This is a genomic window from Tepidicella baoligensis, from assembly GCF_013432195.1.
Taxonomy (GTDB): domain Bacteria; phylum Pseudomonadota; class Gammaproteobacteria; order Burkholderiales; family Burkholderiaceae_C; genus Tepidicella; species Tepidicella baoligensis.
Window position 1 is genome coordinate 124,167 of the sequence record NZ_JACCDB010000003.1, and the last position, 25,738, is coordinate 149,904.

A 25,738-nucleotide genomic window follows, 5' to 3' on the forward strand; every position below is an offset into this window, starting at 1 on the left:
TGCGCCAGCCCCGTCGCCAGCCATCCAAGGCCGTGGCGTCATGGTGCGTCGGGTCCGAACACGGCATCGAGCCGTTGCAGGAAAGCGGCAGGCACCTGCGCCACCTTCTTGACCTCACGCTGCACGAACACGATGCCCACCTTGCCCCGCGCCACGTCCCGCCCAGTGGCTTTTTCGCGCATCTGGAACGCCAGGTCGAAGCCGTACCGGTTGAAATCTGTCGGCTCCATGGACACGCACATCACCTCGCCATGAAAGCCCTCGGACTGGTACTGCGCGCCGATATCGCCCACCACGATGGGGTGGCCGGCCACATCGCCTTCGCTGTAGCCGAGCGCCTTGAAGAAGCGCACGCGTGCCTCGGACACCAGTGTCAGCAACTGGGCGTTGTCCAGGTGGCCGCCCTGGTTCACATGGCTGATATAGATCTGGATGTCGGTGGTGAAGCGAAAACGCTCCGGCGGCGTGAAGTGCAGGCGAGGCATTTGGTGATGTTGCAAAACGATATCGAAACCGCCATTGTCCTGCAAGGGCATGCCCGCCATATGAAAATCGGCTCATGAACAAGACCCTGAACTCCATCGCCCTGTCCATGCTGGACCTGGTGGCCGTGCGCGAAGGCGGCACCGTGGCCGACGCCTTGCAGATCGCGTTTCGCACCGCACAGCACGCCGAGCGCCTGGGTTTCCAGCGCTACTGGCTGGCCGAGCACCACAACATGGCGGGGATTGCCAGTTCGGCCACCGCCGTGCTGGTGGGATACATCGCGGGCGGGACCCAACGCATCCGCGTCGGCTCGGGCGGGGTGATGCTGCCCAACCATGCGCCATTGGTGGTGGCCGAGGCCTTCGGGACCCTGGCCGAACTCTACCCCGGCCGCATCGACCTGGGGCTGGGCCGCGCGCCCGGCACCGACGGCCTGACCATGCGTGCCCTGCGCCGCGAGCGGGTGGAAACCGAAGACGACTTCCCGCGCGACGTGGCCGAACTGCAGCGACTGCTGGACGACCCGCAACCCGGCCAGCGGCTGATTGCCATGCCTGGTGCCGGGACCAAGGTGCCCATCTGGCTGTTGGGTTCCAGCCTGTTTTCGGCGCAGTTGGCGGCAGAACGCGGCCTGCCGTATGCCTTTGCCTCTCATTTCGCACCACGGTTGCTGCTGCAGGCCCTGGAGCTGTACCGCAGCCGCTTCCGCCCGTCGGCCACGCTCCAGCGGCCTTACGCGGCCATCGGGGTGCCGCTGATTGCCGCGCCCACCGACGACGAGGCCGAGTTCCTGGCCAGCAGCACCTACCAGCGCGTGCTGGGCATCCTGACCGGCGACCGGCGGCGCCTGCAACCCCCCATTCCCCATTTCTGGCAACAGGTGGATGACCGGGCCCGTGCCGCAATCGGCGACTTTCTGGCCGCTGCGGTCATCGGCGGGCCCGACACCGTTCGGGATGGCCTGCAACGCCTGGCCGACCTGACCGAGGCCGACGAGTTCATTCTGGTCAGCGATGTGTACGACCCGGCACTGCGGCTGCGCTCGCTGGACATCGCCGCCAGCGCCATGCGCCCTTGCGCCGATCGGCCTGCGGCGGTCGTCAACGGTTGAGGACGCCGGGAAACGGCGCCCCCCGCTGTGGGGGTTGCCATAATCAAGGGTTTTGCCGTCCGGCCGATGTCGAGACCCTCTCATGATCCAGACACCGTACTACCTCATCGACAAAAACCGCCTGCTGCCCAACCTGGAAAAGATGGCCTGGCTGCGCCAGACCTCGGGCGCCAAGTCCCTGCTCGCCCTCAAGTGTTTTGCCACCTGGGCGGTGTTCGACTTCATGGCCCAGTACATGGACGGCACCACCAGCTCCTCGCTCTATGAAGTACGCCTGGGCCGCGAGAAGTTTCCCGGCGAAACCCACGCCTACTCCGTGGCCTGGGCCGACCACGAGATCGACGAGGTCGTCGGCCATTGCGACAAGATCATCTTCAACACCCTGGGTCAGCTCCGCCGCTTCGATGCGGCCTCGCGCGCCAAGGTGCGCGGGTTGCGGGTGAACCCAGGGGTCAGCTCCTCCAGCTACGATCTGGCCGACCCGGCCAGGCCGTTTTCCCGCTTGGGTGAGCACGATCCGCGCGCCATCGAGCGCGCACTGGGTGAGATCGGTGGCATCAGCGGCTTCATGTTCCACAACAACTGCGAAAACGGCCGGCTGGAGAGGTTCGGTGAATTGCTGGACCATATCGAGCAACGCTTCGGCCACCTCATCCGGCGTATGGACTGGATCAGCTTGGGTGGCGGCATCGCCTTCACCCACCCCGACTACCCGCTGGCGGCGTTCGCCGAGCGGCTCAAGCGCTTTGCTGGCGAGTACGGCGTGCAGGTGTACCTGGAGCCGGGCGAGGCAGCGGTGGCCAACTCCACCACGCTGGAGGTGACCGTGCTCGACACCCTGTACAACGGCAAGAATCTGGCCATCGTGGACAGCTCGATCGAGGCTCACATGCTGGACCTGCTGGTCTATCGCTACAGCGGCCGCATCGAACCCAACCAAGGCGCGCACGAATGGATGGTGTGCGGCAAGTCCTGCCTGGCCGGCGACATCTTCGGTGAATTCCGTTTTGCGCAACCCCTGCAAGTCGGCGACCGTTTGTCCATCGAGGACGCTGCCGCCTACACCATGGTCAAGAAGAACTGGTTCAATGGCGTGAAGATGCCGGCGATTGCGGTGCGCGAACTCGATGGCCAGGTGCGTTTGGTGCGCGATTTCGGCTATGAGGACTTCGCTGCGGCGCTGTCCTGAATCTGCAACCCCTCCGACGAAAGGAACTCGACGACATGAAGCGCAACGTTCTCATCATCGGCGCCGGTGGCGTGGCTCAAGTGGCGGCGCACAAATGCGCCCAGAACAACGACGTGCTGGGCGACATCCACATCGCCTCACGCAAGATCGCCAAGTGCGAGGCCATCATCGCTTCCATCCATGCCAAAGGCAACCTGAAGGTGCCGGGCGTGCTGCAGGCCCACACCATCGACGCCATGGACACCCCTGCCGTGGCCGAACTGATCCGGCGCACCGGCGCGCAGATCGTCATCAACCTGGGCAGCGCCTTCGTGAACATGTCGGTGCTGGAGGCTTGTATCGCCACCGGCGCGGCCTACATGGACACCGCCATTCACGAAGACCCGCTGAAGATTTGCGAAACCCCGCCCTGGTACGCCAACCACGAGTGGAAGCGGCGTGAGCGCTGCGCCGCGGCCGGTGTCACCGCCATTCTGGGCGTGGGCTTCGACCCCGGTGTGGTCAACGCCTATGCCCGCCTGGCCGAAGACCGCTTCTTCGACACCATTCGCAGCATCGACATCATCGACATCAACGCCGGCCGGCATGACCGCTGGTTCGCCACCAACTTCGACCCGGAGGTCAACTTCCGCGAATTCACCGGTACGGTGTATTCCTGGCAGAACGGGCAATGGACCGCAAACCAGATGTTCGAGGTCAGCCAGATGTGGGATCTGCCCGTGGTGGGCCCGCAAAAAGCCTACCTGACAGGCCACGACGAACTGCACTCGCTGGCCAGTCGTTACCCCAAGGCCGATTTGCGCTTCTGGATGGGCTTTGGCGATCACTACATCAACGTGTTCACCGTGCTGAAGAATCTGGGTCTGCTGTCGGAGCAACCGGTGAAAACCGCCGAGGGCTTGGAGGTGGTGCCGCTGAAGGTGGTCAAGGCTGTGCTGCCCGACCCGGCCAGCCTGGCGCCGAGCTACACCGGAAAGACCTGCATCGGTGACTGGGTCAAGGGCAGCAAGGATGGCCAAGAGACCGAAGTGTTCATCTACAACGTGGCCGACCACGCCGAAGCCTACGCCGAAGTAGGCAGCCAGGGTATCTCGTACACCGCGGGCGTGCCGCCGGTGGCCGCCGCACTGCTGATCGCCAACGGCACCTGGGACACGCGCACCATGGTCAACGTCGAAGAACTGGATCCGGTGCCCTTCCTGCGCCTGCTGGACCGCATGGGCCTGCCCACCCGGGTACGCGATGCGCGCGGGGACCGGGCCTGGGATGCCTGAGGGGATAATCCCTCCATGTCAAGCAAACACCGAGTCGTCGTCGGCCTGTCCGGCGGCGTGGATTCCGCCGTCAGTGCCTGGTTGCTCAAGCAGCAGGGTCACGAGGTCATCGGCATCTTCATGAAAAACTGGGAAGATGACGACGACAGCGAATACTGCTCCAGTCGCCAGGACTGGCTGGACGCCGCCAGCGTGGCCGACGTGATCGGCATCGACATCGAGCACGTCAATTTCGCCGCCGAGTACAAGGACCGCGTGTTTGCCGAGTTTCTGCGCGAATACCAAGCCGGCCGCACGCCCAACCCCGACATCCTCTGCAACGCCGAAATCAAGTTCAAGGCCTTCCTGGACCATGCCATGCGCCTGGGGGCCGAGAAGATCGCCACCGGCCATTACGCCCGCGTGCGTCACAACCCAGCAACCGGACTGCACGAGTTGCTCAAGGGCCTGGACCCGCTGAAAGACCAGAGCTACTTCCTGCACCGCCTCAGCCAGGCCCAATTGGCCCGGACGATGTTTCCGGTGGGAGAGCTGCTCAAGACGGAGGTGCGCCGCATCGCCACCGAGATCGGTCTGCCCAACGCCAAGAAGAAGGACTCCACCGGCATTTGCTTCATCGGCGAGCGGCCCTTCCGGGAGTTCCTCAACCGCTACATCCAGAAAGCCCCTGGTCCCATTCGCGACGACCGGGGCCGCGAGATCGGCCAGCATGTGGGGCTGAGCTTTTACACCCTGGGCCAACGCCAGGGCCTGGGCATTGGCGGGGTGAAGGAAGTAGGCGCGGCCAAGGGAGGTGGCGAACATGCCCCCTGGTTCGTGGCCCGCAAGGACGTGCCCGGCAATACGCTGTGGGTGGTCCAGGGCCACGACCACCCCTGGTTGCTCTCGCCCGAACTGGAGGCGCAGGATGCGAGCTGGGTGGCCGGCGAGCCCCCCGCCCCTGGCGTCTACGCGGCCAAGACCCGATACCGCCAGGCCGACGCCGCCTGCACGCTCGTCACAGCCGGTCCCAGCGGCTTCGCCCTCACTTTCGAAGAGCCTCAGTGGGCCGTCACGCCGGGGCAAAGCGCCGTGCTCTACGACGGCGAGGTCTGTCTGGGGGGAGGGGTGATCCACGGAGCCTCCGCCACCCGGCAGCCCGTGCCGAGTGTTCCCCCGGTGGCGATGCGCCGCGGGCGCCGCCGGGTCGTGCCATCTTCCAACGCCTGAGCCGGGTTGCGTCCATGGCCGGCGGTGGCAAGGAGGGGGTGGGTGTCCTCCCGCAGGCGTAAGCCGCCACCCCCCGGTGCTTACTCGATCGCCTTGGTCATGTCCTCCACGACCTTCTTGGCATCGCCGAACACCATCATGGTCTTGTCCATGTAGAACAGCTCGTTGTCCAGTCCGGCGTAGCCCGCGGCCATGGAACGCTTGTTCACGATCACGGTCTTGGCCTTGTAAGCTTCCAGGATGGGCATGCCGTAGATGGGGGAGCCCTTTTGCAGCGCCGCGGGGTTCACCACGTCGTTGGCGCCCAGGATGATGGCCACGTCGGCTTGCCCGAATTCGGAGTTGATGTCCTCCATCTCGAACACCTGGTCGTAGGGCACCTCGGCTTCGGCCAGCAGCACGTTCATGTGGCCGGGCATGCGGCCCGCGACCGGGTGGATGGCGTACTTCACCGTGATGCCTTTTTCGGTCAGTTTGTGCGCCAGCTCCTTGACGGCGTGTTGGGCGCGGGCCACGGCCAGGCCGTAGCCGGGCACGATGATGACCGTCTCGGCATTGCTCAGGATGAAGGCCGCGTCTTCGGCGCTGCCACTTTTGACCGTGCGTTGTACGCCGCCACCAGACGCGGCTGCACCCGCTTCGCCCCCAAAGCCGCCCAGAATCACGCTGAAGAAGCTGCGGTTCATGGCCTTGCACATGATGTAGCTCAGGATCGCACCCGACGAACCCACCAGCGAGCCGGCGATGATCAGCATGGAATTGTTCAGGCTGAAGCCGATGCCCGCGGCCGCCCAGCCCGAATAGCTGTTGAGCATGGACACCACCACCGGCATGTCGGCGCCGCCAATCGGGATGATGATCAGCACCCCCAGCACGAAGCTGATCGCGGTCAGCACGAAAAACGCTGTCCAGTTGCCGGTGAAGGCATAGAAAATACCCAGTGCCAGCACCGCCAGGCCCAGCACCAGGTTGAGCATGTGCTGACCGGCAAACGTGACGGGTGCGCCCTGGAACAGGCGGAACTTGTACTTGCCGCTGAGCTTGCCGAAAGCGATCACCGAGCCGCTGAACGTGATCGCCCCGATGGCCGAACCCAGGAACAGCTCGATCTTGTTGCCGATCGGCATCTCGCCGCCTTTGTCCGCGAGGTTGAAGGCCCAAGGCTCTTCCACCACCGCGAAAGCGATGAACACCGCCGCCAGACCGACCATGCTGTGCATGAAGGCCACCAGCTCCGGCATCTTCGTCATTTCCACGCGACGGGCCAGCACCGTGCCGAAAGCGCCACCGGCCACGAGGCCCAGCACGATCCAGCCCAGCCCGGAGACCGCGTCCACCGACATGGCCTGCGCCAGCGTGACGATCAACCCCACGGTGGTGAGGATGGCAATCCCCATGCCGGTCATGCCGAACATGACACCACGGATCGAGGAGGTGGGGTGGCTCAGGCCCTTGAGTGCCTGGATGAAGCACACCGAGGCCACCAGGTACAACAGAACGACGAGGTTCATGCTCATTGGGCGGCTCCTTCAGCAGCGGGGGCCTTGCGTTCCTTCTTCTTGAACATCTCGAGCATGCGCCGCGTCACCAGGAAGCCGCCGAACACGTTCACCGCCGCGAGCGCCACGGCGAGCACGCCCATGGTCTTGCCCAGGCCCGTTTCGGTCAGCGCAGCGGCCAGCATGGCCCCCACGATCACGATGGCGGAAATGGCGTTGGTCACGGCCATGAGCGGCGTGTGCAGCGCTGGTGTGACGTTCCAGACCACGTGGTAGCCCACGTAGATGGCCAACACGAAGATGATGAGGTTGAAAACGATGGGAGAAATGGCATCCATGGGTAAGCTCCTCGGTTAGCTGCGCTTGACTTCGCCGCCCTGGGTCATCAGGCAGGCCACCACGATGTCGTCATCCATCGGCACCTGGACGGTGGTGGCGCCCTTGGGGCATATGAGTTTCAGAAAGTCCAGCACGTTGCGGGCGTACAGCGCCGAGCTGTCGGCGGCCACCAGGGCGGGAAGATTGGTTTCACCGATGATGAACACCCCGTGCTTGCGCACCGTCTGGCCGGCTTCGGTCAGCGGGCAGTTGCCGTCGGTGCCGTTGGGCCCTTTGCCGGCCGCGATGTCCACGATCACCGAGCCCGGCTTCATGCTCTTGACCATGTCCTCGGTGATGAGCACCGGCGCGGGCCGGCCCGGGATGAGCGCGGTGGAGATGACCACGTCGGCCTGCGCCACGCGCTTGGCCACCTCGGCTTTCTGACGGTCCAGCCAGCTTTGCGGCATGGGGCGCGCGTAACCGCCCACACCCTCGGCGGCTTCCTTCTCTTCGGCTGTTTCGTAAGGCACGTCGATGAACTTGGCGCCCAGCGACTCCACCTGTTCCTTGACCGATGGACGCACGTCAGAGGCTTCGATCACGGCGCCCAGACGCTTGGCGGTGGCAATCGCTTGCAAGCCCGCCACGCCCACGCCGAGCACGACGACGCGTGCGGCCTTGATGGTGCCTGCCGCCGTCATGAGCATAGGAAACAGGCGCGGGTACTGGTTGGCTGCCAACATCACCGCTTTGTAGCCGGCGATGTTGGCCTGGCTGGACAGCACGTCCATGCTCTGCGCGCGCGTGGTGCGGGGGGCGGCTTCCAAGGCAAAGCTGGTCAGGCCGGCCTGGGCCAGCGCGGCGAGGCCCTGGGCATCGAAGGGGTTGAGCATGCCCACCAGGGTGGCGCCAGGCTTCATCAGCGCCAGCTCGTTGGCTTGGGGTGAACGGACTTTGAGCACCAGCTCACAGCCCAGAGCGGTGGCTGCATCCACCACCTCGGCCCCTGCGGCGCGGTAGGCCTCGTCGGTGGCGCTGGCGGCCAGCCCGGCACCGGACTGTACAAGCACTCGATGCCCTTGCGCCACCAGCTTCTTGGCCGTCTCGGGTGTCACAGCCACACGGGTTTCACCCGCCATGGTTTCGGCGGGAACGCCTATCTGCATATGAGTCTCCTCACTCGCTGAAATGTCAACAACCTGACTTCGCCCCGAGCGTAACCGCTTTTTCGACGGCTGTGCTGTCAGCGCCACGACATCTGCTGCGCAAACGAAGCCCGACTTGTATCAGCCATCGATGATATGTGGGTGTTTTCCGATGCAGCCAGTCCTCGCGATAATCCCCGACATGCAAGAACGTTGGAAACCCAGTGTCACCGTGGCCGCCCTGATCGAGCGCGAGGGGCGTTACCTGCTGGTGGAGGAGCATACCCCCGAAGGACTGCGGCTGAACAATCCCGCCGGGCATCTGGATCCGGGCGAGGGTCCGCTGGAGGGTTGCGTGCGCGAGGTGCTCGAGGAAACCGCCCATCGCTTCACGCCCACGGCTTTGCTGGGCATCTATCTTTCGCGATTTCAGCGTCCCGCCACCGGCGAGGACATCACCTATGTGCGCTTTGCCTTCTGCGGCACGGTGGGTGAGCCGGTGCCTGGCCGCGCGCTCGACACGGGCATCGTGCGTACCGTGTGGCTGACCCCCGACGAGATCCGGGCCAGCCGCGAGCGGCATCGCAGCCCGCTGGTGCTGCGGTGCATGGAAGATCACCTGGCCGGGCGGCGTTACCCGCTCGAGCTGATCCACACCGACCCTTCCGTTCTGGCCTTGCGCTGATCGCCACCCAGAGACCCGCATGGCCCTCAAATCCACCATCTTCAAGGCCAACCTGCAGGTGGCCGACATCGACCACAACTACTACGCCGACCATGTGCTGACGCTGGCCCGCCACCCCAGCGAGACCGACGAACGCTTGATGGTGCGGCTGGCCGCGCTGGCGCTGAACGCGCACGAACTGCAGGACACCTGCGGGGGCGACGGTACGCTGGCCTTTGGCGCCGGGCTGTCCGACCCTGACGACCCGGACGCCCACCTGAGCGACTTCACCGGCCGCAAGCGGCTGTGGATCGAGGTCGGTCAACCCGAGGACAAGCCCCTGGCCAAAGCCTGTAGCCAAGCCGATGCCGTGCGCGTGTATGCGTTTCACCACGCCGCCGAGGTGTGGTGGAAAGGCATCGAAACCAGGCTGACGAGGCTGGACAAGCTGCAGGTGTGGCGCTTGCCCACCGAGGCCGCCCAGGCGCTGGCCGGTCTGGCCGAACGCAGCATGCAGCTGCAGGCCACCGTGCTTGACGGGGTGTTGACAATGAGCAGCAACCGGGGCAGCGTGGCACTGGAGCCGCTGCGCTGGAAGTAGGCGACGGAACCCGGTTCAGGACAGGGCTCGGACCAGCGCGGCCAGCGCCGCGGTCTCGGCGCGCAACACACGGGGCCCCAAGCTGACTGGGACGAAGCCCGTGGCCCGTAGCGTTTGCTCCTCGGCCGGGCCCAGTCCACCCTCCGGCCCATGAACCAGACACAGTGCGACGGCAGGGTCGCGGGGGATGGCCTGTGAAAGTGGCCGACTGTCTGCGGCCAGCGACAGCACGCCCCGCCACACCCCAGGAGCGGGCGGCGCCTGGCGCAGCCAGTCGTCCAGCGTGCGCACCGGATGGATGGTGGGCACCCGGTTGCCGCCGCATTGCTCGCAGGCGCTCACCGCCACCGCCTGCCAGTGGGCCTGTTTCTTGTCGGCCCGCTCACCCTTGAGGCGCAGCACGGTGCGCTCAGTCATCAGCGGCTGGATACCGGCCACGCCCAGCTCGGTCGCCTTTTCCACCAGCCAGTCCATGCGCTCGTTGGCGGGCATACCAACGGCCAGCTGGACGGTTCGTAACGGTTCTCGCTCCACGGCCTGATGGGCCTGCACCTGCACCTCCACACGGCTGCGGCCCATGCGCAGCACGATGGCCGTCCATTCGCCCCCCGCCACCGGGTCGCCGAACAGGGTGAGCGCATCGCCAGGCTGCAGGCGCAGCACCTGCACGTGGCGTGCGCCCTCGGGCGTGAGGGTCAGCACTTGGCCAGGGTGCAAGGCTTCGGGGTGGTGGATGCGGGGCATGCTCTGTTTTACACGCGACCGTAGGCGAAGCCGCTGGCGGCCTCCCAGCCTTCGATCTGATCGATCAGTCGCAGCAAGGGCGTGAGTTCGCGGTAGCGCGCCGCCGTGTTGCGGATGTAGAGCAGGAAGCGCGGTGCGTCGGCCAGGTACTGGGGCTTGCCGTCGCGCAGCGTCAGGCGCGCGAAGATGCCCGCCACCTTGAGGTGGCGTTGCAGCGCCATCCAGTCCACGGCCCGGTAAAAGCTGCCGAAGTCCTCGCTCCAACCGTCGAAGTCCAGCAGGCCGGTTTTACGTGCCTGTTCCCAGTAGCGGATGGTCACGTCCAGCACCATGTCCTCCTCCCAGGTGAGGAAGGCGTCACGCATCAGGCAGGCGATGTCGTAGGTCACCGGGCCGTAGACCGCGTCCTGGAAATCCAGCACCCCCAGTCGCCGGGCCGGATCGGAGGGGTCGAAGCCCTCACGTGGCAGCATCAGGTTGCGGGGCATGAAGTCGCGGTGCACGAACACGCTGGGCGCGGCCAGGTTGCGCTCGACGATGCGGGCAAAGGTCTGGCTCAGCAAGGAGCGGGTGGCGTCGTCGAGGCGGCGGCCTTTGTGCTGTACCAGATACCAGTCCGGGAAGAGTTGTAGCTCGCGCTGCAGCAAGGCGGCGTCGTAGGGCGGTAGCACGCCGGGTCGGGAGGCACGCTGCCAGGTCAGCAAGGCCGCGACAGCGTCTTGGAAGTAGGGCAGGGCTGCGGCTGGTTGCTCCGGGTTCAGCGCGGCCAGCAGGGGCTGGTCGCCCAGATCGGTCAGCAGCATGAAGCCCAGGGATTCGTCCCAGGCCAGTACGTGCGGTGCCCGCACGCCCGCCTCCTGCATCAGGCGGGCAACCTGTACAAAGGGGCGGCAGTCTTCCTTCTCGGGTGGGGCGTCCATGATGATGTGGCTGCCGGGTGCGTCGGTGCGGTCCACGCGCAAGTAGCGCCGAAAACTCGCGTCAGCCGAGGCCAGGCGCACGGTGGCTGGGTCGATGGCGTGCTTCGGGGCGATGCCAGTCAGCCAGTGGCTGAATGCGGCGGCGCGCTCCGCGTCATTCCAGCTCACGGTCCGGGCGGTGGCAGAAGAGGGGTGGGTCATGGCAGTGAACGCCTGTGGGGGCTCGTGGATAATTGCCGGTAATTCTACGGAGGCCATCGTCTCGCGCCCCGAGTTCAGAACCGCATTTGTCCATGCCTGCTGCTTCGCCCGCCGCGCGTCCGATCGCTTTACAATGCCTGCCCTCCGTGTCCCGCTGGGTGTTGGCCGCCTGTGGCTGTCTGCTGTTGAGCTGGGGCGGGCTGGCTCAGGGACAGGGTCTGACGCTGCAACTGAGCGATCGACTGCAGGAAACCCTGCCCGAGGCCGTGCGCGAACAGACGCCGGTGTTCGTATCGGGTCAGCGCATCCATGGCCGGACCGATGAGCGGGTCGTCGTCGAGGGTGAGGCCGAATGGCGCCGCCACGATCTGGTGATTCGTGCCGACCGGCTGGAGCACCAGCGCGAGGACAACAAGGCCATCGCCACCGGCAATGTGCGCATCAACCGCGCAGGGGACGTGTTCGAGGGACCGGCGCTGGAGCTTCAGCTCGACACCTACCAGGGAGTTTTCGATCGGCCCCGCTTTTCCTTTCTGCTCACGGGCGGGCAGGGTGATGCCGAGCAGGCGGAGTTTCTGGGCAAGGACCGGATGGTCGCGCACCGGGTTCGCTACACCACGTGTCCCCGCCCGGCAGCAGAGGCCTGGGAGCCGGACTGGTATGTCAGCGCCAGCCGCATCGAGTTCGACCAGGCCGAGGAGACGGCTACCGCCACCAACGGCGTGCTGCGTTTCAAGGGGGTGCCGTTGCTGGGCTCGCCCTGGGTCAGTTTTCCGTTGTCGGACCGGCGCAAGTCCGGCGTCCTGCCGCCGACCATCAACCTCGACAACCGCAGCGGCCTGGAAGTCACGGCGCCCTACTACCTGAACCTGGCCCCGAACCGCGACGCCACGCTCTACCCCACGGTGATGAGCCGGCGCGGCTTGGACTTGGGAGGTGAATACCGCTATCTGGAGCGCAGCCACGCCGGCATCGCTCGTGCCAGCTACATGCCGAACGACCGGCTGCGCCAGGAAGACCGCTGGGCCGTGTCGCTCAAGCATGAGCACCGGCTCCCCGTCGGCGGCCCGCTGGGGACGGTCGGCTTGCGGATCGACCACAACCGCGTGAGCGATGACAACTACTGGCGCGACTTTCCGCGCAGCAGCACCTCACTGACCGAACGCCTCCTGCCCAGCGACGTCGTGCTGACTGGTGGCCGGGGCGACTGGTCCTTCAGCGCCGGGGCCTATCGTTGGCAGACCCTGCAGGATCCGGATGCCCCGATCGTCGCACCCTACGACCGGTTGCCTTCGCTGGCCGTGGCCTACCGGCCCATGGGCCAGCAGTGGGGCGGTGCCGACGGCTGGTCTTGGGCTTTCCTGGGAGATGTCACGCATTTCCGCACCGACCGGGCCGCCACGATCGGCGATCGGAATCGGGTGACCGATGTGAACGGGACGCGCTGGCTGGGGACGGTCCAGATCGACAAAACCTGGCAGACCCCTGGGTGGTACCTGCGTCCGGGCCTGCGGGTGCATGCACGCCAGTACCGCTTCGATGAAGCGGTGGGGCCGCTGGGGGCGCGTGAGCGCAGCCAAGGTTATGTGATCCCGACGGTCTCGCTCGACGGGGGACTTTTTTTCGAGCGTGATGCCTCCGTCTTCGGCCGAGAGGTGCTGCAGACGCTGGAGCCGCGCCTGTTCTACACCGCCACGCCCTACCGCGAGCAGGGCTACCTGCCGGTGTACGACAGCTCGGCGCTGGACTTCAACCTGGCGACGATCTTCACCTCCAACGCCTTTGGTGGTGACGACCGGGTGGCCGACCTCAACGCCCTGACGCTCGGTGTGACCTCCCGCCTGCTGAGTCCACAGACGGGAGCCGAATGGCTGAGTTTCGGGGTTGCCCAACGCATCCGCCTGCGTGACCAGCGTGTGGTGCTGCCCGACCAGGAGCCGATCAGCGAACGGCTCAGCGACGTGCTGTTCGGTGGCTCCCTCAACTGGACGCCCGAATGGTCCTTCGGCGGTACCGTGCAGTACAACCCCAAGAACCGTGAGTCGGTGCGGACCACGCTCAGCGGGCGTTACAACCCAGGCAACTATCGCGTGGTGAGCGCCGCTTACCGCCTGCAGCGTGGCGAGAGCGAGCAGCTCGATCTGGGTTGGCAGTGGCCGCTGCGCGACTTGCTGGGAGGGCCGCGTGCCCTCGATCTCGGGGCCGGCCGCGGGCTGGGCCCTGGCCACTGGTACAGCGTCGGCCGACTCAATTACAGCCTGGAGGATCGCCGCATCGTGGATCTGATCGCGGGCTTCGAATACGACGCCGGCTGCTGGATCGGCCGCATCGTGCTGGAGCGCCTGCAACAAAGCTTCAGCAGCGCGAACCAACGCATCCTGTTCCAACTCGAATTCTCGGGGTTTTCGCGCATCGGCTCCAGTCCCTTGCAGACGCTGCGTGAGAACATCCCGCGTTACCAATACCTGCGCGAGCAGATCAATCCGCCGAGCCGTTTCGAGCGTTATGACTAAGTCACATCAGCAATCCATGTTGCGCCGCGCGTCGCGCCTAGCCACTCTGGGCGCCGTCTTGTCCAGTGCGCTGGTCACTGGTTTCGCCTTCGCGCAGGCCGCAGCGCCTGCGGTGCGGGAGGTGGACCGCATCGTCGCGCTGGTCAATTCCGAGCCCATCACCAGCGGTGACGTGCGTAACCGCATGGCCCGCATCGAGGCCCCCCCCGGCGAGGCACTGCCTCCCCCGGACGAACTGGAGCGGCAGGTGTTGGAGCGCCTGATCCTCGAACGCACCCAGATCCAGTGGGCGACGGAGATCGGTATCCGGGTCGATGAGGCGACCTTGAACGATGCCGAAGCGTCGGTGGCCCGCCAAAACGGACTGACCGTGCCGCAACTGCATGAACGCCTCGCCGCCATCGGCATGACGCCGGCGAGCTTCCGGGCCAATCTGCGCAACGACATCCTGTTGCAGCGGGTGCGCGAGCGTGAAGTGGAGAGGCAGGTTCGGGTGACCGAACTCGAGATCGATAACTACCTGCGTGAGCAAACGGCCACTCGCGCGCTCGAGCAGACGGCCCTGCATCTGGCCCAGGTGCTGATCGCTCTGCCGGACAGCCCCGATGCCGCCACCCTGGCCCAGCGCGAAGCGCTGGCTCGTGAGGTGGCGCGGCGCGCCCGTGCCGGAGAGGATTTTGCGGCGCTGGCGCGTGAATTTTCCGACGGCCCCGAGCGTGCCGCCGGCGGCCAGATGGGCCTGCGCACCGCCGACCGCTATCCCAGCCTGTTTGTCGAGGCCACCCAATCGCTGCCCAAAGGCAGCGTGGTCGGGCCGCTGCGCAGCGGGGCCGGGTTCCATGTCCTGCTCGTGCTGGAAAACCGCAACCTGAACCTTCCGCCCACCCACGTGATCCAGACGCGTGCCCGCCACATCTTGCTGGTGCCGGGCTCGCCTGCCGAGGAAGAAGCCATGGTTCGCCGCATGCGGGAGTGGCGCGAACGGATCGAATCTGGCCAGGCCCGCTTCGACGTGCTGGCCCGAGAACACAGCCGCGACGGCAGCGCGAGCGAAGGTGGCGACCTGGGTTGGACGCAGCCCGGTCAGTTCGTGCCCGAGTTCGAGCAAGTCATGAACCGGCTGGCGCCGGGGCAAGTCTCGGAGCCGGTGCGTTCCCGTTTCGGTCTGCACCTGATCCAGGTGGTCGAACGCCGGGAGGCCGAACTGCCCATGCGCGAACGCCGCGAGTGGGTGCGCAATGTGCTGCGTGAGCAAAAGATCGAGGAAGCCTATGAGGCCTGGGCGCGCGAGTTGCGGGCCCGGGCCTTTGTGGAGTACCGCGAGAACGATCGGTGAAGCGCGCCGTTGCTCCACGGGTGGGGCCACATCAGCCCCGCAAGCGTTTCGGCCAGCATTTCCTGACCGATCCGGCCATCATCGACGCCATCGTACGAGCCATCGGGCCCCGTCCGGGAGATGCGATGATCGAGATCGGCCCGGGCTTGGCGGCGCTGACCCAGCCGCTGGTCGAACGCCTCGGCCACCTGACGGTGATCGAGCTGGACCGCGATCTGGCTGCACGCCTGCGCCAGCATCCGCAGCTCACGGTGGTCGAGTCCGACGTGTTGCGTGTCGATTTCCGCCGCCTGTCGGTACAAGGGCTCGCGTCTGCCGTGCCGGGTGCGCGGTTGCGCATCGTCGGCAACCTGCCCTACAACATCTCCAGCCCCATCCTGTTTCACCTGCTGCCGGTGGCGGACGTGGTGCAGGACCAGCACTTCATGTTGCAGAAGGAGGTGATCGACCGCATGGTGGCGGCGCCGGCGACGGCCGGCTACGGCCGGCTCAGCGTGATGCTGCAATGGCGTTATGAAATGGAGGACGTGCTGTTCGTGCCGCCCGAAAGTTTCGAGCCGCCGCCCCGGGTGGACAGCGCGGTGGTGCGGATGGTGCCGTACCATGTGCCGCCCAGAGTGGATGTGCCCACCTTGGAGTCGCTGGTGCAAGCCGCTTTCTCGCAGCGCCGCAAGCTGCTGCGCCACACCCTCGGCCGCTGGTTGGAGGCCAGGGGCTATGCCGGGGATTTCGATCTGCAACGGCGCGCCGAGGAGGTGGCCGTGAGCGAATACCTGTGCCTGGCCCAGGCGGTGGAGGCAGCACCACCGCCCGAAAGCCAGGGGCTCAGGCTGCCGTGAGCCAGTAGCCGGCGTTGAAGGGGCTGCTCATGCGCAGCGCCTGAGGGCTGACATCCACCAGCTTGTCGGTGAGCAAGGGCTCTTCGGTGGCGGCCAAGTCGGCCGCCTTCGGGGCACGGGCCACGGAGAAGGAGTAGAAGCAGCGGAACGGTACCTTGCGGTCGCTCCAGTAGTCGGCCACGTCGCGGAAGATGTCGAGCAGCTGCTCGCGGGCTTCCTTGTCGAACTTCGGCCCAGTGGGGATATGCTCCAGCACCACGATGAAGCCGGTCTGTGGGCCCGACTTGTGGACCACGTCGGTCATGCTGTCGTAGAGCGCATCGAAGTTCTTGCCGTTTTGCACGGGCAAGGTGTATTGTTCGGCCACCAGATCGATCACGTCCTGCTTGCTCTGGGCGCTGGCCAGGTTGGCGTACAGGAAGTGGTGTCCGAGCTGTTCGGCGGCGGCCTCCAGGTCCTTGACCGTGTAGGCGCGAATCGACTGCACGATGTTGGTTCTCACATTACGAAGCGGTGTGTCCATCTCCGCGGTTCTTCCAATGGTGAAACGTTAGAAAAGCGAGACTGGTCGGGGCACGGCGCGGGCGGCTGCAAGCCGTCTTGCCAGCGTCTTGGCCCGGCGGGTAGGGCGTGTCGGCTCTGTCGAGGCGACACGGGTAAACCCTGAAATTCAAGGGCGCAAGTGTGCCCGATCCGGCCCCAAAAAGCAAGGGGGCGGCAGCAGAAACCGGGCCGCCCCCAGGGGTTGCCGAAGGACTCAGGCGCCGTCGTGAGAAGGGGTGGGGCCATCGACGGCCCGCGGGCCTACGTTGGCCTCCGCGACGGTCAGTGCCGTCATGTTGACGATGCGCCGCACGGTGGCGCTGGCGGTGAGGATGTGAACCGGTTTGGCCACACCCAGCAGCATGGGGCCGATGGCGATCCCGCCTCCCGCCGCTGTCTTGAGCAGGTTGTAAGCGATGTTGGCGGCATCGATGTTGGGCAGCACGAGCAGGTTGGCATCGCCCGCCAAGGTGCTGCGCGGCATGATGCGCTGGCGCGCCAGGGCGTCGAGCGCGACGTCGCCGTGCATCTCGCCGTCCACTTCCAGCCAAGGTGCCTGTTCGCGCAAAATGGCGAGTGCTTGACGCATTTTGGCGGCAGAAGGCTGGTCGGAAGAGCCAAAATTCGAATGCGACAGCAGTGCGGCTTTGGGGGTGATGCCGAAGCGCATGACCTTGCGCGCCGCCATCTGCGTGATTTCGGCCAGCTGTTGCGCCGTCGGGTCGTAGTTCACGTGTGTGTCCACCAGAAACAACTGGCGGCCGGGCAGCATGAGCGCGTTCATGGCTGCATAGCACAGCGCGCCCGGTCGTTTGCCGATCACCTGGTCGATGTATTGCAGGTGCATGGGGGTGGTGCCCCAGGTGCCGCAGATCAGGCCCTCCACGTCGCCGCGGCGCAGCAGCATGGCGCCGATCAGGCTCAGGCGGCGCCGCATCTCGATCTTGGCGAGCTGTTCGGTCACGCCCCGGCGCTCCATGATCTGGTGATACGTCTGCCAGAGTTCGCGGTAGCGTGGGTCGTATTCGGTGTTGACCACGTCATAGTCACGCCCTTGCTGCAGGCGCAGGCCGAATTTTTCGATGCGCTGGGCGATGATGGCCGGGCGTCCGATCAGCGTGGGCCGGGCCAGCCCTTCGTCCACCACCACCTGGCAGGCGCGCAGCACGCGCTCTTCCTCACCTTCGGCGTAGGCGATGCGCTTGTGCTGGGCGCGCTTGGCGATGTTGTAAACCGGCTTCATCAGCGTGCCGGATGCAAAGACGAAGCTTTGCAGCTTGTCCCGGTAGGCATCCATGTCGGTGATCGGGCGCTGGGCCACGCCGCTGCGCGCGGCCGCCTCAGCCACCGCCGGCGCGATCTTCATCATCAACCGCGGGTCGAAGGGCTTGGGAATGAGGTAGTCGGGGCCGAAGGCCAGCTTTTCACCCACGTAGGCGGCCGCCACCACCTCGCTTTGCTCGGCCTGGGCGAGCTCGGCGATGGCATGCACCGCGGCGATCTCCATCTCGTCGGTGATGGTGGAAGCCCCGGCGTCCAGCGCTCCACGGAAGATGTAGGGGAAACACAAAACGTTGTTGACCTGGTTGGGGTAGTCGGTGCGGCCGGTGGCCATGATGGCGTCGTCGCGAACGGCCTTGACCTCCTCCGGCAGGATCTCAGGCGTGGGGTTGGCCAGCGCCAGGATGAGAGGCCTGGGGGCCATCTTCGCCACCATCTCCGGTTTGAGCACGCCACCGGCGGACAGGCCCAGGAAGATGTCGGCGCCCTCGATCACCTCGGCCAGCGTGCGCTGGTCGGTCTTTTGGGCGAACTGGGCCTTGTCCGGGTCCATCAGCTCGGTTCGACCTTCGTAGACCACCCCGGCCAGGTCGGTCACCCAGATGTTTTCACGCGGGATGCCCAGCTTGACGAGCAGCCCCAGGCAGGCCAAAGCCGCCGCGCCTGCTCCGGAGGTCACCAGCTTGACTTTTTTGAGGTCCTTGCCGACCACCTTGAGGCCGTTGAGGATCGCCGCTCCCACCACGATGGCGGTGCCGTGCTGGTCGTCGTGGAAGACCGGGATCTTCATGCGTTCGCGCAGTTGGCGCTCGACGTAGAAGCAGTCCGGGGCCTTGATGTCTTCGAGGTTCACGCCGCCGAAGGTGGGCTCCAGGGCGGCGATGATTTCGACCAGCTTGTCCGGGTCCTTTTCGTTGATCTCGATGTCGAACACATCGATGCCGGCGAACTTCTTGAACAGCACGCCCTTGCCTTCCATCACCGGCTTGGCGGCCAGCGGTCCGATGTCGCCCAGGCCCAGCACGGCGGTGCCGTTGGTGATCACGGCCACCAGGTTGCCCCGGCTGGTGTACTTGAAGGCGTTGACCGGGTCGGCCACGATTTCCTCGCACGGCGCAGCCACGCCGGGCGAATAGGCCAGCGCCAGGTCGCGCTGGTTGGTGAGCTGTTTGGTGGGAGCGATGGCCACCTTGCCGGGTGTGGGGGACTCGTGGTATTCGAGCGCCGCGCGGCGCAGTTCGGCGCGCTTGTCTTCCTGGGGTTGCGACATGGGGGTGTCTCCGTCATGTGAAATGAAGGGCCGCATGGTGGAGCGGGCGCGTCGAATATTGTAGGCTGCCCCTCTGTTTTACGTGATGTGGGCAACCCGTAGTCCGTCATCCGAGCGCCGCGCCCAGGCTTTTTCGTGGAAAAAGTAGGCCACGGCCTGTACCGTAGGCTCCAGCACGCTCAGGGTCAAGGCGGCCCAGAGCTGTCCGGTGACGGCGTAGGCAACCCCAGCGGCTACCAGGATGTGCAACAGGTAGTAACTGCCCGTCTTGAGCAGGTCGCGACGGTGGTGGCGGGCAAAGGCACGGATGCGGGCCATGGAACACTCCTCGTGATGGTTGGATGAGACCTATGGTAAGCCTTTGATTTAGAAATTTCCAATCGAAAAATACTATTCGATTGATATGCAACATCCCAGGTTCTTGCCTAAAAATGCCTTTTTATTGATCTATTTAATAATATTAATTGATAATAAAGGTATTTTTCTTGGGCTGCTTGGGGTGCAAGCGGCATCAAAGCGGTTGCAACGCCGCGGTCATCGGTTTATTCTGAAAAAAGGACGGGGAGTTGACCCTCCTTGGTCCCTCCCGCCACCGAACGCAGGTTCTTGCCTCGTTCTTCACCGTGTGGTGGGCGATCGTTCAACGGCCAACGGGTCGCTTGAGTTTTTTGTGGATCGGTGCTTCGGCGCCGGTCGACCGACCGCGGTGCCCGCCCTCAGGCGCTGACGTGGTCTGGCGTGTCACCGGTTCGTTATGAACCGAGCCCGCCACTCGAAACAACGCATGGCATGACCAGTACGGACAACACCGAAACCCCTCTATTGACGACTTTTCGATTCCGCAGCGTCCGGCAAAGCGACGGCGCTGCCTTGTGGCACCTGGTGCGGGCCACGGGCACGCTGGAAGTCAATTCCCCCTACTTCTACGTGCTCTTCGCCACCGATTTCGGCGCCACCTCCCTGCTGGCCGAGACGCCGGAAGGAGAAACGGCCGGTGCCGTGATCGGATACCACCCGCCTTTGCAACCCGAAACCGCCTTCGTCTGGCAGGTCGGTGTCCATCCCCGTTGGCAAGGCCAGGGGTTGGGGTTGGCGTTGCTGCAGCGTTGGCTCGCCTTACCGGCCAATGCCCGCTGTCGCTGGGTCACTGCGACGGTGGCTGACGACAACGCCGCCTCACAGGCGCTGTTCCGCCGGCTGGCCCGGGCATACCGCACCTCCTGCGAGGTGCGTCCTCACTTCACGCCCGACCTGTTTCCCATCGATCACCCTGCGGAGCCCTTGTTCCGTGTCGGGCCGATCGATCGTGGCACTCCGGTGCCTGTCTGAACTGGCGCGGTTCGTGCGCCTCGTCGCGCGTGGCTTGGCCTGTGAGGCCCGGGCCGCGCCATTCACCCCAGGAGAAAGGAGATCCGATGAACACATTCGAACAGCATGAATCCGAGGTACGCGGCTACTGCCGCAGCTTTCCGGCCGTTTTCAGCAGCGCCAAGGGCGCCTGGATGACCGACACCGAAGGCAAGCGCTACCTGGACTTTTTCGCCGGGGCCGGCGTGCTGAACTACGGCCACAACCCCGACAAGATCAAGCAGGCCCTGCTGGGCTACCTGATGCGCGACGGCATCACCCACACGCTGGACATGTACAGCGAGGCCAAGCAACGCTTCATCGAGCGGTTCCATGAAGTGATCCTGCAACCGCGCGGCCTGAACTACAAGTTTCAGTTCCCCGGCCCCACCGGCACCAACGCCGTGGAAGCCGCTCTGAAACTGGCCCGCAAGGTGACCGGGCGTGAGCAGGTGGTGGGCTTCACCAATGCCTTTCACGGCATGACGCTGGGCGCCCTGGCCGTGACGGGCAACGGCTTCAAGCGTGCCGGTGCCGGCGTGCCGCTGAGCCACAGTGCCTCGGTGCCTTTTGACGGTTACCTGGGCGCCGAGACCGACACGCTGGACTACTTCGAAGCCCTGCTGAAAGACAGTGGCAGCGGCATGGACACGCCGGCGGCCGTGATCGTGGAGACGGTGCAGGCCGAAGGCGGCGTGAACGTGGCCAGCGTGGAGTGGCTGCAGCGTCTGCGCCGCATCACGGCCGAACACGGGATCGTGTTGATCGTCGATGACATCCAGGTCGGCTGTGGACGCACCGGGCGTTTCTTCAGCTTCGAGGAAGCCGGCATCGTGCCGGACATCGTCACGCTGTCCAAGTCGCTGTCGGGCTATGGCCTGCCGCTGGCGCTGGTGTTGATCAAGCCCGAACTCGACCAGTGGGCCCCGGGTGAGCACAATGGCACCTTCCGTGGCCATTGCCCGGCCTTCGTCACCGCCACGGCCGCGCTGCAGTTTTGGCAGAACGACGCACTCGCGCAAAGCGTGCAGAAAAAGGCGGGTCTGGTCGAGCGACGGCTGCAGGCCATGGCCCAGCGGCTGACGCCCGAGGCCAAGGTTCGGGGACGCGGCCTGATCTGGGGCATCGAATTCGACGATCCGACGCTGGCGGGCCGGGTCTCGCAGGCCTGCTTCGAGCGCGGGTTGATCATCGAAACCGCCGGTATCGACGACCAAGTGCTCAAGCTGCTGCCCAGCCTCACCATCACCGAACAGGAGCTGGCGCATGGTCTGGACGTGATCGAGGACGCCCTGCGTGCGGTGCTGGGCCTGCCGGCGGCCAGCGCGCATGCCGCCGAACCCGCCCTGGCCCAGGCCGCCTGACCCCTTTGCGCATCATCCAAGGAGAGCAAGCATGATCGTGAAACACCTGGACGACGTGATCGGCACCGCTGCCGATGTGGACACCGAAGGCTGGAACAGCCGGCGCTTGATCTACAAGGACGCCGGCGTCGGCTATTCGGTGAACGACACCATCATCAAACCCGGCACCGAGCACGAGTTCGAATACAAAAACCATTTCGAAACCGTGTACTGCATCGAAGGCGAAGGCGAGATCGTGGACCTGGCCACCGGTGTGACCCACCCCATCCGGCCCGGTACGCTGTATTGCCTCAACCAGCACGACCGGCACATTCTGCGTGCCAACAAGGGCACCCACATGCGCATGGTGTGCGTGTTCAACCCGCCGCTGACCGGCCGTGAAGTGCATGACCAAACCGGCGCGTATGCGCTGGCCGATTGAAAGGAACTGTGCCATGACGACATCGACCCCGACCATGGGCATGGCTGCCCGCAGCGCCCAACTCAGCAGGCCCCGCGCCGACGACCGCTACCCTTCACGCTTCGGCAACGAGGTGCTGATCACCCGCCGGCTCGATCCGGTGGTGTGGGGCCGCGCGGAAGACGGCCCCCTGAGCGAAATGGAGCTGAATTTCTACACCGACAACGGCTACCTGCATTTCGAAGACTTGCTCACCCCGGCAGAGGTGGAGAGTTGCCTGCAGGAACTGCAGCGCCTGCGTGCAGACGAGTCCGTCAAGAGCGCCGACGAAGCCGTGATCGAACCTGGCAGCGGGGAATTGCGCTCCCTGTTCGCGGTGCACCGCAGCAGCGAGGTGTTGCGCCGCCTGGCCAACCACCCGAAACTGGTGGCGGTGGCCCGGCAACTGTTGGGCAGCGAGGTGTACATTCACCAGTCCCGCATCAATTACAAAGGCGGCTTTCGAGGCAAAGAGTTCTACTGGCACTCCGACTTCGAAACCTGGCACGTCGAGGACGGCATCCCGAACATGCGCATGGTGAGCTGCTCGATCGCGCTCACCCCCAACACACCCTATAACGGCCCGCTGATGATCATTCCGGGTTCGCATCAGCGCTACGTGAGCTGTGTGGGGGCCACGCCCGAAAACCATTACAAGGCTTCACTCAAGCAACAGGAGATCGGCGTCCCCGACGACGTGAGCCTGACGCAGCTGGTGCAGGACTTCGGCATCACCGCACCCATCGGCCCGGCCGGCTCGGTCACCTTCTTCGAGTGCAACGTGATGCACGGCTCCAACTCCAACATCACGCCGCTGCCGCGCAGCAACGTGTTCATGGTGTTCAACAGCGTGCACAACACCCCGGTGGACCCATACTGTGGGCTGGCTCCGAGGCCGCCGTTCATCGCCGAGCGTGAGGACTTCACGCCCGTGGGGGCAGGCAGCTGAGGCGACAACCCCACGTCGGTGATCTGCTGGCCCCGGTGCACCTCCGCACGGCTGGGAACAGGACGACGCAGGACATCGGCAGCGATACAGACGTGGGGTCTGCGGCGACAGGGTGCGCCGACGAAGTTCAGACGGAAGGCGGATCGATCTCGGCCATCTGCAGGATGGAGCCGACGATGTCGTTCATGGTGATGATGCCCACCATGTCGTTGCCTTCCATGGCCAACAGGCGGCGCAGCCTCATGTTGACCATCATGCGGGCGGCGTATTTGACTTGCGCCTGGGCGCTGATGGTGAGAGCCGGTTTGGCGCACACGTCGTACACGTTGATGAGGTCGATGTCGCCCTCCTCGGCCACGATGGTCTTGAGGATGTTGGTGTAGGTGATGATGCCGTACACGTCGTGCGCGTCGCGGCGCTCCACCACCAGCGATTTCACGCGCCGGGCTTTCATGGTCTTCATGGCCTCGCGAAGGGGGGCCATGGGAGAGATGGTGGCAACGTCGCGCACCATGAGGTCTTGCACTAGCATGGTTGGGGCTCCTAGATGTCGTCCTTGATGCGGTTCTCGAACTGGTGGATCTGCGTCATGTCGATCCCGGTGATGTGCTCCAGCGGCAGGGTGAACACCACCCCGCGCGACTGTTGATCAAGCTCCAGCTCCTTGCTGATGTTCTTGAGCACCTGCACCGACAGTTTTTTTTCGAGCACGAACACCAGCACCGACTGGCTGCCCTCGACGGTGAGGCCGAAGAAGGTTTTCTTCTCCTTGGCGCCGATGCCTTTGCCGCCCAGGATGGTCACGCCGCTGGCACCGCTGCGGCGGGCCACGTCGATGGCTTGCTCCTCCAGCTCCTCGGCGAGGATGGCCACGAGCACGGAAAACTTCATGCGGATGCTCCTTCTTGCTTGAACCGCTCCACATAGATGGCGTAGAGCATGACGGTCAGAATGGGGAAGATGGACGCGAACGCGATCAGGCCGAAGCCGTCGATCAGCACGTTGCGCCCCTCGATGCTGCTGGCCAAGCCGATGCCCAGGGCTGTGACCAGCGGTACCGTCACTTCCGAGGTGGTGACCCCACCGAGGTCGAACGCCAGGGGAATGATGTACTTGGGCGCCAGCCAGGTCAAGACGATGACCAGAATGTAGCCGCCCATGATGTAGTAGTGGATGGAGTCGCCGGTGATGATGCGGTGCACGCCCACCGTGAGGCCGATGGCCACCCCGAGCGCCACCAACATGCGGATGCGGCTGGCCTGCAACTTGCCCTTGGCGGCTTCTTCGGCTTGCTGGCCGATGGCCATGAGCGCCGGTTCGGCCATGGTGGTGGCGAAACCGATGGCAAAGGCAAACAGATAGACCCAGGCAAAGGTGTCGAGCTGGATCAACTGCGCCGCCATGCTGCGCCCGACCGGGAACAGGCCGAGCTTGAGTCCCACCACGAAGGCATACAAGCCCACGATCACCAGCACGAAACCACCCGCTACCTTGTGCAGGTGGGCAATGGGTTTGCGGATCACCGCGTACTGGAAAAACAGAATCACCGCGATGATGGGCAGTACGTCGCGGAACATCAGCAGCAGATCCGTCACCATGACCAGCAGCCAGTGTCGTGCGGCAGCCTCGCCCTCGGCGGCCGCCGCTGCGAGTGCAGCGGCTTCAGCAGGGGCTTCGGCGAAACGGTACACATAGATGCCGTACAGTTGCACCGTGATCATGGGCACCATCACCGCCAGCGCCACCAGGCCAAAGCCGTGCAGCAGGGGATGGCGGCCGCGGATGGACATGGCCAGGCCGATGCCCAGGGCCGCCACCAGTGGCACCGTGACGATGTTGGTGGTCACGCCCCCGGAGTCGTAGGCCAGCCCCACGATCTCCTCGGGGGCGAAGAAGGTGACCAGCACCACCAGCACGTAGCCCACGATCATGTACCAGTGCAGAGACTGCCCCAGCACCGTGCGCACGATGCCTACCGCCACGACCACGCCCACCGAGGCGGCGACCAGCAGCCGCAGCGTCCAGCCATGGATGCGCCCTTCACTGATGAGTTCGGCCTGAGAGGCCACGGCGATCAGCGCCGGCTCGGCCACCACGGCCGCAAAGCCCAGGCTGAAGCCAAATACCATCAGCAACACCAGCGAACCCTTTTGGGTGAACTGGTTGGACAGGTTCTTGCCAATGGGAAAGATGCCCAGCTCCAGCCCTTGCAGGAACACCGCCACACCCACCGCCACTATGAACAGCCCGATCACCATGGACAACAGGCCCGGGGGCACTTCCTGGATCACGGCAAACTGGAAAAAGCCGACCACCAGCACGATGGGCAGCAGGTTGCGCAAGGCGTGCAGCAGCAGATGCCAGAAGGCGGTGAGCTGGTTCAATGGGCGGTGTCTCCGGTTGTCGTGCAGAACCCATCCGCTGGGGCAGGTCGATTGAGTTTATACGCAACCAGAACGCCGTTCTGGCCTGGCTGCAAGCAGGCTGTCAAGA

At 65.1% G+C, this 25,738-nt stretch carries 24 protein-coding genes and 1 pseudogene; 13 read left to right on the top strand and 12 right to left on the bottom strand.

Annotated elements, in window-relative coordinates; genetic code table 11:
* Window positions 1-38 precede the first annotated feature (38 nt).
* The gene (locus HZS63_RS05220; RefSeq protein WP_180682997.1) at window positions 39-485 is read right to left on the bottom strand and encodes an acyl-CoA thioesterase; all 447 of its coding nucleotides are present in this window, start codon (window positions 483-485) and stop codon (window positions 39-41) included.
* Window positions 486-559: 74 nt separating this feature from the next.
* Here HZS63_RS05220 and HZS63_RS05225 point away from each other — a divergent pair, with 74 nt between their 5' ends.
* From HZS63_RS05225 to mnmA, 4 genes are all read left to right on the top strand, one after another.
* Window positions 560-1,597, top strand: a complete 1,038-nt coding sequence (locus HZS63_RS05225; RefSeq protein ID WP_180682998.1) for an LLM class flavin-dependent oxidoreductase — start codon at window positions 560-562, stop codon at window positions 1,595-1,597.
* Between the two features lie 82 nt (window positions 1,598-1,679).
* Complete coding sequence (locus HZS63_RS05230; protein ID WP_180682999.1) at window positions 1,680-2,786, top strand: carboxynorspermidine decarboxylase; 1,107 nt, start codon at window positions 1,680-1,682, stop codon at window positions 2,784-2,786.
* Window positions 2,787-2,821: 35 nt separating this feature from the next.
* Window positions 2,822-4,060 carry a saccharopine dehydrogenase family protein gene (locus HZS63_RS05235; RefSeq protein WP_180683000.1) on the top strand — a complete coding sequence of 413 codons (1,239 nt, stop codon included), beginning with the start codon at window positions 2,822-2,824 and terminating at the stop codon, window positions 4,058-4,060.
* Between the two features lie 15 nt (window positions 4,061-4,075).
* The gene (gene mnmA, locus HZS63_RS05240) at window positions 4,076-5,269 is read left to right on the top strand and encodes a tRNA 2-thiouridine(34) synthase MnmA (RefSeq protein WP_180683001.1); all 1,194 of its coding nucleotides are present in this window, start codon (window positions 4,076-4,078) and stop codon (window positions 5,267-5,269) included.
* Between the two features lie 80 nt (window positions 5,270-5,349).
* Here the strand turns inward: mnmA and HZS63_RS05245 are convergent, their stop codons facing one another.
* From HZS63_RS05245 to HZS63_RS05255, 3 genes are read right to left on the bottom strand one after another with little or no spacing between them, the layout of a single operon-like run.
* Window positions 5,350-6,786 carry an NAD(P)(+) transhydrogenase (Re/Si-specific) subunit beta gene (locus HZS63_RS05245; RefSeq protein WP_180683002.1) on the bottom strand — a complete coding sequence of 479 codons (1,437 nt, stop codon included), beginning with the start codon at window positions 6,784-6,786 and terminating at the stop codon, window positions 5,350-5,352.
* Window positions 6,783-7,106 (bottom strand): NAD(P) transhydrogenase subunit alpha part 2, encoded by a 324-nt coding sequence (locus tag HZS63_RS05250; RefSeq protein WP_180683003.1) that lies wholly within the window; start codon window positions 7,104-7,106, stop codon window positions 6,783-6,785. Before HZS63_RS05250 ends, HZS63_RS05245 begins: the two co-directional genes overlap by 4 nt.
* Window positions 7,107-7,121: 15 nt before the next feature.
* On the bottom strand, window positions 7,122-8,255 hold the full coding sequence (locus HZS63_RS05255) for a Re/Si-specific NAD(P)(+) transhydrogenase subunit alpha (RefSeq protein WP_180683004.1): 1,134 nt from the start codon (window positions 8,253-8,255) through the stop codon (window positions 7,122-7,124).
* Between the two features lie 181 nt (window positions 8,256-8,436).
* On the opposite strand from HZS63_RS05255, the gene HZS63_RS05260 reads away from it, so the two are divergent.
* Together HZS63_RS05260 and HZS63_RS05265 are read left to right on the top strand one after the other, a co-directional pair.
* On the top strand, window positions 8,437-8,919 hold the full coding sequence (locus HZS63_RS05260; protein WP_180683005.1) for an NUDIX hydrolase: 483 nt from the start codon (window positions 8,437-8,439) through the stop codon (window positions 8,917-8,919).
* Window positions 8,920-8,938: 19 nt separating this feature from the next.
* The gene (locus HZS63_RS05265; protein ID WP_180683006.1) at window positions 8,939-9,499 is read left to right on the top strand and encodes a YaeQ family protein; all 561 of its coding nucleotides are present in this window, start codon (window positions 8,939-8,941) and stop codon (window positions 9,497-9,499) included.
* Window positions 9,500-9,514: 15 nt separating this feature from the next.
* Here the strand turns inward: HZS63_RS05265 and HZS63_RS05270 are convergent, their stop codons facing one another.
* Both HZS63_RS05270 and HZS63_RS05275 read right to left on the bottom strand, forming a co-directional pair.
* Complete coding sequence (locus tag HZS63_RS05270; protein WP_180683007.1) at window positions 9,515-10,243, bottom strand: 16S rRNA (uracil(1498)-N(3))-methyltransferase; 729 nt, start codon at window positions 10,241-10,243, stop codon at window positions 9,515-9,517.
* Window positions 10,244-10,251: 8 nt separating this feature from the next.
* Window positions 10,252-11,364, bottom strand: a complete 1,113-nt coding sequence (locus HZS63_RS05275; RefSeq protein WP_180683008.1) for an aminoglycoside phosphotransferase family protein — start codon at window positions 11,362-11,364, stop codon at window positions 10,252-10,254.
* A 92-nt stretch (window positions 11,365-11,456) separates the two neighbouring features.
* On the opposite strand from HZS63_RS05275, the gene HZS63_RS05280 reads away from it, so the two are divergent.
* Genes HZS63_RS05280 through rsmA form a run of 3 tightly spaced genes read left to right on the top strand, consistent with a single transcriptional unit; the run spans window position 11,457 to window position 16,052 of the window.
* Window positions 11,457-13,877 (top strand): LPS-assembly protein LptD, encoded by a 2,421-nt coding sequence (locus HZS63_RS05280; protein WP_180683009.1) that lies wholly within the window; start codon window positions 11,457-11,459, stop codon window positions 13,875-13,877.
* 16 nt (window positions 13,878-13,893) lie between these two features.
* Complete coding sequence (locus tag HZS63_RS05285) at window positions 13,894-15,213, top strand: peptidylprolyl isomerase (protein WP_180683010.1); 1,320 nt, start codon at window positions 13,894-13,896, stop codon at window positions 15,211-15,213.
* Window positions 15,210-16,052, top strand: a complete 843-nt coding sequence (rsmA, locus tag HZS63_RS05290) for a 16S rRNA (adenine(1518)-N(6)/adenine(1519)-N(6))-dimethyltransferase RsmA (protein WP_343039952.1) — start codon at window positions 15,210-15,212, stop codon at window positions 16,050-16,052. The genes HZS63_RS05285 and rsmA overlap by 4 nt, the downstream gene beginning before the upstream one ends.
* A gap of 127 nt (window positions 16,053-16,179) precedes the next feature.
* Here rsmA and HZS63_RS05295 read toward each other — a convergent pair.
* From HZS63_RS05295 to HZS63_RS05305, 3 genes and pseudogenes are all read right to left on the bottom strand, one after another.
* A pseudogene (locus HZS63_RS05295) lies at window positions 16,180-16,575 on the bottom strand (barstar family protein); the annotation flags it as partial.
* Window positions 16,576-16,809: 234 nt separating this feature from the next.
* Window positions 16,810-19,146, bottom strand: a complete 2,337-nt coding sequence (locus HZS63_RS05300; RefSeq protein WP_180683012.1) for an NADP-dependent malic enzyme — start codon at window positions 19,144-19,146, stop codon at window positions 16,810-16,812.
* Between the two features lie 78 nt (window positions 19,147-19,224).
* A complete protein-coding gene (locus tag HZS63_RS05305) occupies window positions 19,225-19,464 on the bottom strand; it encodes a DUF2061 domain-containing protein (RefSeq protein ID WP_180683013.1) in 240 nt (79 codons plus the stop codon).
* Between the two features lie 471 nt (window positions 19,465-19,935).
* On the opposite strand from HZS63_RS05305, the gene ectA reads away from it, so the two are divergent.
* The 4 genes from ectA (at window position 19,936) to thpD (ending at window position 23,245) form a co-directional block, all read left to right on the top strand.
* Window positions 19,936-20,475: a diaminobutyrate acetyltransferase gene (gene ectA / locus HZS63_RS05310; RefSeq protein ID WP_180683014.1), complete on the top strand. Its 540-nt coding sequence runs from the start codon at window positions 19,936-19,938 to the stop codon at window positions 20,473-20,475.
* Window positions 20,476-20,561: 86 nt separating this feature from the next.
* The gene (ectB, locus tag HZS63_RS05315; protein WP_180683015.1) at window positions 20,562-21,857 is read left to right on the top strand and encodes a diaminobutyrate--2-oxoglutarate transaminase; all 1,296 of its coding nucleotides are present in this window, start codon (window positions 20,562-20,564) and stop codon (window positions 21,855-21,857) included.
* A 31-nt stretch (window positions 21,858-21,888) separates the two neighbouring features.
* Complete coding sequence (locus tag HZS63_RS05320) at window positions 21,889-22,278, top strand: ectoine synthase (RefSeq protein ID WP_180683016.1); 390 nt, start codon at window positions 21,889-21,891, stop codon at window positions 22,276-22,278.
* A 40-nt stretch (window positions 22,279-22,318) separates the two neighbouring features.
* The gene (gene thpD, locus HZS63_RS05325) at window positions 22,319-23,245 is read left to right on the top strand and encodes an ectoine hydroxylase (protein ID WP_219339102.1); all 927 of its coding nucleotides are present in this window, start codon (window positions 22,319-22,321) and stop codon (window positions 23,243-23,245) included.
* A 127-nt stretch (window positions 23,246-23,372) separates the two neighbouring features.
* Here thpD and HZS63_RS05330 read toward each other — a convergent pair whose 3' ends face one another.
* Genes HZS63_RS05330 through HZS63_RS05340 form a run of 3 tightly spaced genes read right to left on the bottom strand, consistent with a single transcriptional unit; the run spans window position 23,373 to window position 25,629 of the window.
* The gene (locus HZS63_RS05330; RefSeq protein WP_180683018.1) at window positions 23,373-23,777 is read right to left on the bottom strand and encodes a CBS domain-containing protein; all 405 of its coding nucleotides are present in this window, start codon (window positions 23,775-23,777) and stop codon (window positions 23,373-23,375) included.
* 11 nt (window positions 23,778-23,788) lie between these two features.
* Window positions 23,789-24,136, bottom strand: coding sequence for a P-II family nitrogen regulator (locus HZS63_RS05335; RefSeq protein ID WP_180683019.1), 348 nt, complete (start codon window positions 24,134-24,136; stop codon window positions 23,789-23,791).
* On the bottom strand, window positions 24,133-25,629 hold the full coding sequence (locus HZS63_RS05340) for a DUF1538 domain-containing protein (protein ID WP_180683020.1): 1,497 nt from the start codon (window positions 25,627-25,629) through the stop codon (window positions 24,133-24,135). Before HZS63_RS05340 ends, HZS63_RS05335 begins: the two co-directional genes overlap by 4 nt.
* Between the last annotated feature and the right edge of the window lie 109 nt (window positions 25,630-25,738).

What these genes read in the sequence shown, in the direction of transcription:
- HZS63_RS05260 (WP_180683005.1), top strand. Translation starts at nt 8,437, where the DNA reads ATGCAAGAACGTTGGAAACCCAGTGTCACCGTGGCCGCCCTGATCGAG.
- HZS63_RS05255 (WP_180683004.1), bottom strand. Translation starts at nt 8,255, where the DNA reads ATGCAGATAGGCGTTCCCGCCGAAACCATGGCGGGTGAAACCCGTGTG.
- HZS63_RS05305 (WP_180683013.1), bottom strand. Translation starts at nt 19,464, where the DNA reads ATGGCCCGCATCCGTGCCTTTGCCCGCCACCACCGTCGCGACCTGCTC.
- HZS63_RS05275 (WP_180683008.1), bottom strand. Translation starts at nt 11,364, where the DNA reads ATGACCCACCCCTCTTCTGCCACCGCCCGGACCGTGAGCTGGAATGAC.
- ectA (WP_180683014.1), top strand. Translation starts at nt 19,936, where the DNA reads ATGACCAGTACGGACAACACCGAAACCCCTCTATTGACGACTTTTCGA.
- mnmA (WP_180683001.1), top strand. Translation starts at nt 4,076, where the DNA reads ATGTCAAGCAAACACCGAGTCGTCGTCGGCCTGTCCGGCGGCGTGGAT.
- HZS63_RS05285 (WP_180683010.1), top strand. Translation starts at nt 13,894, where the DNA reads ATGTTGCGCCGCGCGTCGCGCCTAGCCACTCTGGGCGCCGTCTTGTCC.
- ectB (WP_180683015.1), top strand. Translation starts at nt 20,562, where the DNA reads ATGAACACATTCGAACAGCATGAATCCGAGGTACGCGGCTACTGCCGC.
- HZS63_RS05300 (WP_180683012.1), bottom strand. Translation starts at nt 19,146, where the DNA reads ATGTCGCAACCCCAGGAAGACAAGCGCGCCGAACTGCGCCGCGCGGCG.
- HZS63_RS05235 (WP_180683000.1), top strand. Translation starts at nt 2,822, where the DNA reads ATGAAGCGCAACGTTCTCATCATCGGCGCCGGTGGCGTGGCTCAAGTG.
- HZS63_RS05220 (WP_180682997.1), bottom strand. Translation starts at nt 485, where the DNA reads ATGCCTCGCCTGCACTTCACGCCGCCGGAGCGTTTTCGCTTCACCACC.
- HZS63_RS05280 (WP_180683009.1), top strand. Translation starts at nt 11,457, where the DNA reads ATGCCTGCTGCTTCGCCCGCCGCGCGTCCGATCGCTTTACAATGCCTG.
- thpD (WP_219339102.1), top strand. Translation starts at nt 22,319, where the DNA reads ATGGCTGCCCGCAGCGCCCAACTCAGCAGGCCCCGCGCCGACGACCGC.
- HZS63_RS05225 (WP_180682998.1), top strand. Translation starts at nt 560, where the DNA reads ATGAACAAGACCCTGAACTCCATCGCCCTGTCCATGCTGGACCTGGTG.
- HZS63_RS05270 (WP_180683007.1), bottom strand. Translation starts at nt 10,243, where the DNA reads ATGCCCCGCATCCACCACCCCGAAGCCTTGCACCCTGGCCAAGTGCTG.
- HZS63_RS05320 (WP_180683016.1), top strand. Translation starts at nt 21,889, where the DNA reads ATGATCGTGAAACACCTGGACGACGTGATCGGCACCGCTGCCGATGTG.
- HZS63_RS05335 (WP_180683019.1), bottom strand. Translation starts at nt 24,136, where the DNA reads ATGAAGTTTTCCGTGCTCGTGGCCATCCTCGCCGAGGAGCTGGAGGAG.
- HZS63_RS05230 (WP_180682999.1), top strand. Translation starts at nt 1,680, where the DNA reads ATGATCCAGACACCGTACTACCTCATCGACAAAAACCGCCTGCTGCCC.
- HZS63_RS05245 (WP_180683002.1), bottom strand. Translation starts at nt 6,786, where the DNA reads ATGAGCATGAACCTCGTCGTTCTGTTGTACCTGGTGGCCTCGGTGTGC.
- HZS63_RS05250 (WP_180683003.1), bottom strand. Translation starts at nt 7,106, where the DNA reads ATGGATGCCATTTCTCCCATCGTTTTCAACCTCATCATCTTCGTGTTG.
- HZS63_RS05265 (WP_180683006.1), top strand. Translation starts at nt 8,939, where the DNA reads ATGGCCCTCAAATCCACCATCTTCAAGGCCAACCTGCAGGTGGCCGAC.
- HZS63_RS05330 (WP_180683018.1), bottom strand. Translation starts at nt 23,777, where the DNA reads ATGCTAGTGCAAGACCTCATGGTGCGCGACGTTGCCACCATCTCTCCC.